Genomic DNA, 9,056 nt, shown 5'->3' with positions numbered 1-9,056 from the left:
GGGCCCCGGACCGAATCCCTCAAGCTCCTGGATGCGGTCGTTGAGGTGCCGGAACAGGAAACGAGCGTCTTCGACGGGCTCCCCTTCACGGTCGCCGATCTGGCGGCGGCGTTGCCTTCCGACGCGGCTGAGCTGGCCCAGCTCCTCCACACGGTGCAAGCTGAGCTGGATGCCACAGTGGCCGCCTTCCCGGACTTTGGGGCCGTGACCCGCCAGGCCCACCGGGCCCTGGCCGCGGTCCGCGCTGCCCTGGCCGCGGTGGCTGAGGCTCAGCTGCCCGAAGAGACCCGGGTCGATATAGAGTTCCGCCTGCAGGTGAAGGCGGACCAGCTGGCTCGGGTAAGCCTGGTCGCTTCGCAACTGAAGCCTGAAGTGATCATCGACGATCCGGAAGTGGTGCGGGGCCAGGCATTCCGGGTAACCCTCGCCGTGTACAACGGCGGCGAGGTCCCCCTGCAGGACCTGGGGTTCGCCCTGGTGGCTCCCGACGGTTGGACCGTCGAACCCCTCGCAGCGCCCCGGACGGTCACCCTGCGGCGCGGGGAGACCGCCCAAGTCCAGTTCCTGGTGCGGGTCCCTGAGACGGCGGCGTTCTTCCACCCCTATGCGAACCGGTACACCCTGGGGCGGGATGACCCCTTCCGGGCTGAGCTCACCTACCGGGTCAATGGTATCCCCGTCCGGCAGCGCATCCTGCCCCAAGTGCCTGTGGCGGTGCTCCCCGACTACTCAGTGGCGACCAACCCGCGCAACGCCATGATCAACACCTTGGTCCCTGGTGACCAAGTCGAAATCCAGGTCTCGGTGCGCAACTACCGGCCCGAGCCTTCCTCGGGAGTCCTCCGCCTGCGGGTGCCTGATGGCTGGCAGGTCGATCCGGTGGAGGTCCCCTTCGCCTTCCAGCGGAAGGGGGAGACCTTCGCAGCGACCTTCACCGTGACGCCTCCTCCGGATGTCGCCGACGGAGACTACACGGTGGTCGCCGAAGCAGTCTCAGACGTGGCCACCTCCGAGCTGGGGGTGCGGGTGATCGACTACCCGCACATCAGCCGGACCTACCTCATTGAGGAGGCGCAGGTCACCCTCCGGGCGTTCCCCTTGGCTGTCGCGCCGGTGCGGGTGGGCTATGTGGCCAGCGGGTTCGACTCGGTGCCGGAGGCCCTCCGTCTGATGGGGCTGGAGGTCACCCTCCTGGGTCCCGAAGAGTTGGAGTTCGGTGATCTCTCCCAGTACGACACCATCGTGGTGGGCATCTACGCCTACCGGTACCGGCCCGACCTGGCTGCCAACAACGCCCGCCTGCTGGAGTGGGTGCGGAACGGCGGCAACCTGATTGTGCTCAACCACCGCTACACTGACAACTGGGACGAGGAGGCGACGCCGCCCTATCCCATTCGTCTCGGGCGGCCGTCCATCGAGTGGCGGGTGACGGACGAGACGGCGCCCGTCGAGGTGCTCGAACCGGACCACGTGGTGATGAACTGGCCCAACAAGATCACCGAAGCGGACTGGAGCGGATGGGTGAAGGATCGGGGGTTCCACTTCCCCATGGCGTGGGCCGATGAGTTCGTGGAACTCTTCGCCATGACCGATCCGGGGGAGGAGCACCGGCGGGAGGAGCTCAAGGGGAACACCCTCTGGGCTCGGGTGGGCGAGGGCACCTACCTCTACTCGTCGCTCATCTGGTATTTCCAGCTGGAGCAGCTGGTCCCCGGGGCCTACCGGATGATGGCCAACTTCGTCAGCCAGCCCCTGGCCCCGCCCGAGCTGGTCAACCACTGAGAACGGGCTTGGGTGGGGAGGAGCTTCGGCTCCTCCCCACTGGACCCTCTCCTTCCAGCGGTCCGCCCGGGGAGCACACGGCCGTTTCCCAGCGGTGTGGGGGCGCCAAGTTGACAGAATTCTGAGTCAACACTATACTACTTTGCCAGAAAAGAGGCATAGAGTCTGAACAGGGCCCGTCTCCTACCCGGAGTCTGTGGTGCGCGGAGGCGACGCGACCTGGGCGGGCATGCAGCCCAGCCTTCTACCGACACGAGCGAGGGAGGGACCCAAATGCGCGGCGGAGATCGGTGGCTCGTCTGGCTCGGGTTCTGGCTGATCCTGGCGGCTTGGGCTGGCAACGTCGCCCTGGCCCAAGAGCCGATCCTCATCGGCGCGGTGGGCCCCCTCTCCCAGCCCGGAGCGGTCCAGGCAGGTCTGGACATGCGCTGGGCTGTGGAGACAGCGGTGGCCGACGTCAACGCCGCCGGCGGGGTTCTGGGCCGGCCCCTCCAGATCATCTTCTACGACACCCAAAACCAGCCAAACGTCGCCGCCTCGGTGGCCGAGCGGCTCGTTTCCGAGGATCGGGTGGTGGCGGTGGTGGGGGAGTACCACTCGGGCGCCGCCCTGGCTCAGATTCCCGTCTACACCCGGGCCGGGATCCCAGCGGTCTTCTCGGAGGTTTGGAGCGACGCCATCACCGGCGGTGACCCCAACGATCCCAACCTGCCCCCCAATCCGCCCACCATCTTCCGGATTGCGCCCACCTCCAGCTACGCGGGCGCCTTCCTCTCCGACTGGCTCCTCAACGGGTTGAAGGTGCAGAAGGTGATCCAGATCTACGAGGCGACCGACTTCGGGCTGAGCCAGGCGAGCGCGCTCCGGTCCCAGCTGGAGCCGGCGGGGGTCGAGCTGGTCCAGATTCAGGTGGAGCTCAACCAGCCCGACTACTCGGCCATCCTCCTCCGGCTGGCCCAGCAGCACGGTGACGCCGACGCGGTGGTCTTCGACGTGACGGGCGAGTCCAGCTACGTGGTGGAGCAGAACGCCTTCGAGGTGGGGCTGGTGGGCCGGGGGACCGTCCCCGTGGTCAATCAGGTGGCCCAGAACGCGGACGCTTTCTGGCGGGCGGTGCCCGACGGGGCCGGGTCCGCCTTCCAGTTCGTGGGCCTGGCGCCCGCCTTCTACAACGACCTCACCCGGTCGGTGGCGGAGCGGTACGAGGCGGCCTTCGGCGAGCCGCCCAAAGTCTGGGTCTTCGAGGCGTACGACTCCGTCCGGCTGGTGGCGGACGCCATCGAGCGGGCGGGTTCCACCGATCCTGAGGCCATCGTGCGGGCCCTGGAGACCACCAGCTTCGAGGGCGCGCAGGGAACCTACAGCTTCCCCTACGGCTCCCACAACCCCGTGCCCGAAGGGGAGCCCAGCTGGCTCTGGCACCAGTGGCCCAATCCCCCCATCGTCATCCTGGAGTACGTCCGCAAGGGCGATGGGCTGGCGGAGGCGGCGGTCCTGTGGCCCGAAGCCCGCCAGACCCACGGCGTCGCGTACATCGAACCGTAAGGGAGCCGAAAGCCGGAGGCCCGCCGGAGCCGGCGGGCCTCCCCGTCAGGAGGGGATGAGGTGAGCCCGCTAGCGTTCTGGCTGGTGGCAGCGGGGCCGCTCTGGGCGGCCCTGGCGGCCTTGCTCGTGCCGGGCCGGTACCGGCGCGCCGGGTTGGCCTTCCGCTCGGTGCCCGTTCCCGCGGGGCTCTGGGCGGCAACCCTGGGGCCTCTGGCCCTGGCCTACGTGTGGTGGAAAAGACCGCCCCTGGAAGGGCCAGTTCACCGGCTCTTGCCCGGCCTCCTCCTGACCTTGGAGCTCTTCTGGCTCCTCCGCTGGCTCTATCCCACCAACCCCCTCTTCACCGACGCCGAGTACTTCCTCAACCAGGTGCAGAACGGCCTGGTGGTGGGCGCGGTCTTCGGCACCATGGCGGTGGGCCTCACCCTGATCTACTCAGTGCAGGGGATCATCAGCTTCGCCCACGGCCAGCTCTTCATGTTCGGCGGGGTGGTGGCGTATCTTCTGCTCACCCGGGTGTGGGCCGTCAACGGGCTGGTGGTCATCCCGGTGGTGGGGCTCCTCTGCCTGGTCCTGGGGCTTCTCCTGGAGTGGGCCCTCCTCTCTCCCCTCCACTCCGAGACCATCGAACGGCCGGCCGAGTACGCGCTCCTCGTCACCTTCGGGGTCGGGCTCTTCCTCCAGTACGGCCTGGTCAGCCTCTTGGGGAGCCCCACGGGCATCCGCGCCCCCCGCTTCACCGACCGGCCCCTCTGGGGCCTGGATAGCTCCATCCTCCAGGCGGGCTTCTTGCGGATCCGGACCGACATGCTCATCGCCGGGCTGGTGGGGCTGCTTCTCTTCATCGCCCTCACCTGGTTTCTGCACCGCACCTGGACGGGGCGGAGCCTCCAGGCGGTGGCCCAGAACCGGACCGCGGCCATCTTGGCCGGCATTGATGTCCGGCGGGCGTTCAACCTGGCCTTCGGATTGGGGGTCATGCTGGCGGGCATGGCGGGGGCGGCCCTGGTCGCGGTGATGAACTTCCCCGTCCCCGAGATGGCTACCCAGGCCGCTCTCCGGTCCTACGTGATCATCGTGCTGGGCGGGCTGGGCTCGGTCCCGGGCGCCTTCCTTGGGGGCCTCTTCCTCGGGGTGGCCGAAGCCCTCACCGTGGCCGGCTTCCCTGACCCGAGCCGGGGGGCCACCTACCAAGTGGCCGCTGGATTGGCCATCTTCGCCTTGGTCCTTCTGATCCGCCCCCGGGGCTTCTTCGGGAGGGAGGTGTGATGGTGCCAACGGGATGGCAGGCGGCCGCGCCGCGGGCCCGGGCCGGGCACCTCCTCGTAGCCGGGCTCCTCGTGGTCCTCTTGGCCGCGCCCCTTGTGGGCCTTTCCAGCAGCTACCGCCTGAGCGTTGGGCACCTGGCCTGCTACATGGCCATCCTCGCGGCCACCTGGTCCTTGCTGGCCGGGGTGGCGGGTCAGTTCTCCTTCGCCCACGTGGCCCTGGCTGGCCTGGCGGGGTATGGCGGCGCCATCTGGGGGAACCTGTGGGCCCCGGTCCACCCCCTCCTGGGGAGCGTCGGCGTTCAGATCCTGGTGGGGACCCTGGTCGCCTGGGTGGTGGGGAGCCTCCTGGGCCTCTTGCTCCTCCGCCTCCGGGCGGCGTACCTCGCCCTCTTCACCATCGCCTTCGCCGAGATCGCGCGGTTGGTGATCGTGGCCGAAGCCCAGTGGACGGGCGGGCGCCTCTCCCTGCGGGTGATGGAGCTGCCGGGGTCTGATCTGGCCCACTACTACCTCCTGGCGGGACTCCTGGTGGTGGTCTTGGCAGTGATCTACGGGCTCCTAGCCTCCCGGACGGGGCTCTTCCTGCGGGCCATGCGGGAGGAGTACGGCGCCGCGGCCGCCATGGGGGTCCCCGTCACCCGTCTGAAGGTCTTCATTTTCAGCTTCACCTCGGCCCTGGTGGGGCTGGCCGCCTCGGTCTACTTCCACACCGTGCCCCGCCTGGTGCCGGAGAACTTGGACTTCCTCCAGATGTCGCTGGTGATCGCCTACGCCGTCATCGGGGGGCTGGAGCATCCCCTGGCCGCGGCCGTCGCGGCGGCCACCATGACCTTTGTCTTGGAGTTCCTCCGCCGCATCGGATGGGGGCCCTGGGTGATCGATCTGGGCGTCTGGCGGTACGCCGCCTTCGGGGTGCTGGTGGTGCTCACCGTCCGGTTCGCCCGGAACGGTCTCCTGGTGCCCCTCTTCAACCTTCTGGCCGGGGAGGCGGCCCGGCGCCGGGAGACGGTGGCGCCCCGGGACGCGGCGCCTCCACCGGCCCTTCGCACGCCGTTGGACGCTTCCTCACCCGGCCCCGGTCCCACGGCCCGCCCGGCCGCCCCACCCACCCCGGCTGCCCCGCTCCAGGCCACAGCCCGCAGGACCCTGCCCGCCGTCGTCCGGCGGGGACGCTCCGGGGCGGGGCGGGGGCCCATCGACCTGGTGGTCCAGGACCTCTCCATGCGGTTTGGAGGCCACCAGGTCTTGAACGGGGTGAGCCTCACCCTCCGCCAGCCCACCATCTGCGGCCTGATCGGCCCCAACGGCTCGGGTAAGACCACCCTGACCAACCTCCTCACCGGCGTCTACCAGCCGACGGGTGGGGCCATCCACCTGCGGGGGGAGCGGGTCGACGGGCTGCCACCCTACGCTCTGGCCCGGCGGGGCGTGGGGCGGACCTTCCAGATCCCGGCCGTCTTCTCCCGCCTGACGGTGTTGGAGAACCTCCTGGTGCCGGGACTGGCCGCGCCGGGGAGCACCTGGGCGGCGGAGGTGGCCCGGGCCCGGGAGGCCCTCCGCTTCCTCAAGCTGGAGCACCTGGCCCGGGAACGGGCCCGGGCCCTCTCGGGCGGGCAGAAGAAGCTCCTGGAGCTGGCCCGCCTCCTGATGCTGGATCCCGACATCTACATCCTCGACGAGCCCTTCGCCGGGGTGCACCCCGCCCTGAAAGAGGCCATCAGCGCCTTCATCCTGGAGCTCCGGGCCCAGGGGAAAGCCTTGATCATCATCGAGCACGACATGGAGACCATCTTTGGCCTCTCGGAGCGCCTGCTGGTGCTGGCCAACGGCCGCCTCATCGCCGACGGTGACCCGGCGACGGTCCGGCGGGACCGGGCGGTGATCGAAGCCTACCTGGGCCGGGAGGAGGACGAGGCCCAGCCGGCCCCAACCCGGGCCCGGTCATGGGAGGAAGGGATGGCCGATGCTTGAGGTGCGCGGCCTCTACGCCGGCTACTACCGGGATCTCCCCATCCTGCGGGGGGTGAGCCTCAAAGCTTCGGCCCGGCAGATCACCGCGGTCTTGGGGGCCAACGGGGTGGGGAAGTCCACCCTCCTCAAGACCATCTTCGGCCTCATCCGGCCCGAACAGGGGGAGATCACCCTGGAGGGCCGCTCTCTGGTGGGGGTGCCGCCCCACCGGATGATCCACCTGGGGGTGAGCTACATCCCCCAGGACCACGGCCTCTTCAGGGAGATGACGGTGGAGGAGAATCTGGCCATGGGGGCCTGGCCCTATCGGAGGGACCGGCGCCGGGTGCGGGCCAAGCTGGAGGAGAATTACGAGCGCTTCCCCGCTCTTAAGGCGAAGCGTCACCAGCGGGCGGGCCAGCTCTCCGGCGGCCAGCAGCGGATGGTGGAGGTGGGGAAGGCCCTCATGATGGACCCCAAGGTGATCCTGGTGGATGAGCCGTCGGCCGGCCTCTCCAAGCTTCTCACCGAAGAGGTCTACCAGCTCTTGGACCAGCTCCGGAGCGAGGGGATCGCCATCCTCCTGGTGGATCAGGACATCCGCCATGCCTTGCAGGTGGCCGACCACGTCTACGTCTTGGAGCTGGGCCGGAACCACTTCGACGCCCCCGCCGCGGAGCTGCAGGATCTGGAGCGGGCCTTCTGGGTGTAGGGAGAGCGCCATGGACGACCCGGTCCTTACCGTCGCGGGGATCCAGCTGGCCGCCCAGCCTGGGGAGCTGGAAGCCAACCTGGCCCAAGCCGCCCGGTGGGCCGCTCAAGCCCGGGAGGCGGGGGCCAGGCTCATTGCCTTTCCAGAGCTCTTCCCCACCGGGTACGACCGTCTGGCCGTGCTGACCACCCCTTCCCGGGAGGCCACCGAGGGGGTTCTCCAGTGGGCGGCGGAGCTCTCCCGCGAGCTGGAGGCGTTCCTGGTCGTTCCTTTCCCCGAGTGGATCCACGACCGGGTCTTCAACGCCGCCGCCCTCACCGACGATGCCGGCCGGCTCTTGGGCATCTACCGGAAGATGTGGCTCTATGGCTGGGAGCGGGAGCTCTTCCGGCCGGGAAGGGAGCTGTCCCTCTTCTCAGTGGACGGCTGGCAGGTGGGCCTCCTCATCTGCTACGACGCCGAGTTCCCCGAGCCCACCCGGCAGCTCGCCCGGCAAGGGGCGGAGCTGGTGGTGATCCCCTCCGCCTGGTCCCGGGGGGCGGGCTGGCGCTGGGCCATCCAGCTGCCTGCCCGGGCCTTGGACAACACGGTCTACCTTTTGGGCGTCAACGAGGCGGGCTCCCAAGGGTGCGGCGGCACCTGTTTTTTGGGACCCGACGGCCGGCCCCGGGCCCGACTGGCCACCACCGCGGAAGGGGTGGTGCTGGGCCGGCTCTCCAAGGCAGAGCTGTCCCGGTGGCGCTCGCAGGTTCCCTACCTGGACGATCTGAGAACCCAAGAAGCGAGGTGTTAAGCGGTGGACGCGCGTCAGATCGACGCGGCCAGCGTAGCCCAGCGGTTGATCCAGCTCCACCTGGCGGTGAAGCCGGGGGAGCAGGTCCTCCTGGTGGCCGACCCCGAGACGGAGCTGGCGATGGCCTACGCCCTGGCGGCGGCGGTGCAGGCGGCGGGGGCCGAGTACACCCTGGCCCTGATGCCCAGCCGGACAGCCCAGCGGGCCACGGAGCTGACCCCCATCATCGAGCGGGGCTTGGAGGCGGCCGACGTCCTCATCGGCCTCACCCGGACGGCCGGCGCCCCCACCTACGCGCGCAAGGTAACGGAGCTGCTGGCGGCCAGGCGGCTCCGGAGCCTCTCCATGGTGATGCGCTCCCTCGACAACTGGACCAAGGGAGCGGCCACGGCCGACTATGAGGCCTTGGAGCGGCTGGGCTGGCACCTGGCTGCCATCTGGGGCCGGGGGGAGCGGGTGGAGATCACCTCGCCCAGCGGAACCCACCTGATCGCGGGGGTGGGCAAGCGGCCGGTGATGGGCCAGGTGGTCATCGTCGAGTGCGGGCTGGCCCGGGAGCCGGGGCGGGAGGCGGCCTTCTCCGATGGGGAGATCTCCCAGCGGCCGGCGACCGCCAGCGCGCACGGGCGGTTGGTGGTGGACGGCCCCATCGCCCTTATCGGCGGCGGCGACGACCCCGTCACCCTCGAGGTGGAGGCGGGCAAGGTGGTCCGGGTGGAGGGGGGGCGGCGAGCCCGGCGGCTCCAGCAGATCTTGGAGGAGGTGCCCGGCGCCGACCACATCGCCGAGATTGGCCTGGGGCTCAACCCCAACGCCCTCCGGAACGACGACTTCGAGGAGGAGAAGAAGGCGGCGGGCAACGTCCACGTTGCGCTGGGCAGCGACCTCTTCTACGGTGGCGACCATGCGTGTGCTGTCCATCTGGACATGGTGATTCGCTCGGCCACGTTCCGGGTGGATGGGGAGCCTCTCTGCGTGGAAGGGCGCCTGCAAGCAGGGGCGG

Annotated in this window: 7 protein-coding genes; all 7 read left to right on the top strand. The window is 69.7% G+C overall.

The features are described from left to right. Positions 1-1,782, top strand: a 1,782-nt coding sequence (locus FWJ67_RS10150; RefSeq protein WP_414482774.1) for an NEW3 domain-containing protein, incomplete at its 5' end; no start/stop codon positions are given. 273 nt (positions 1,783-2,055) lie between these two features. Continuing rightward, a complete protein-coding gene (locus FWJ67_RS10145; protein WP_304174983.1) occupies positions 2,056-3,327 on the top strand; it encodes an ABC transporter substrate-binding protein in 1,272 nt (423 codons plus the stop codon). A gap of 60 nt (positions 3,328-3,387) precedes the next feature. Then, a complete protein-coding gene (locus FWJ67_RS10140; protein ID WP_414482773.1) occupies positions 3,388-4,596 on the top strand; it encodes a branched-chain amino acid ABC transporter permease in 1,209 nt (402 codons plus the stop codon). Next, positions 4,596-6,569, top strand: coding sequence for a branched-chain amino acid ABC transporter ATP-binding protein/permease (locus FWJ67_RS10135; RefSeq protein WP_304174987.1), 1,974 nt, complete (start codon positions 4,596-4,598; stop codon positions 6,567-6,569). The genes FWJ67_RS10140 and FWJ67_RS10135 overlap by 1 nt, the downstream gene beginning before the upstream one ends. Then, on the top strand, positions 6,562-7,260 hold the full coding sequence (locus FWJ67_RS10130; protein WP_304174989.1) for an ABC transporter ATP-binding protein: 699 nt from the start codon (positions 6,562-6,564) through the stop codon (positions 7,258-7,260). Before FWJ67_RS10135 ends, FWJ67_RS10130 begins: the two co-directional genes overlap by 8 nt. Before the next feature lie 10 nt (positions 7,261-7,270). Then, entirely contained in the window at positions 7,271-8,053 is a 783-nt protein-coding gene (locus tag FWJ67_RS10125) for a carbon-nitrogen hydrolase family protein (RefSeq protein ID WP_414482418.1), read from the top strand. A gap of 3 nt (positions 8,054-8,056) precedes the next feature. Then, positions 8,057-9,056, top strand: a 1,000-nt coding sequence (locus FWJ67_RS10120) for an aminopeptidase (RefSeq protein ID WP_414482772.1), incomplete at its 3' end; no start/stop codon positions are given.

Source organism: Limnochorda sp. (genome assembly GCF_047459355.1).
Lineage (GTDB): Bacteria > Bacillota > Limnochordia > Limnochordales > Limnochordaceae > Limnochorda.
The sequence above is the reverse complement of the archived record's forward strand: the minus strand, read 5'-3'. Positions and strand labels throughout refer to the sequence as shown.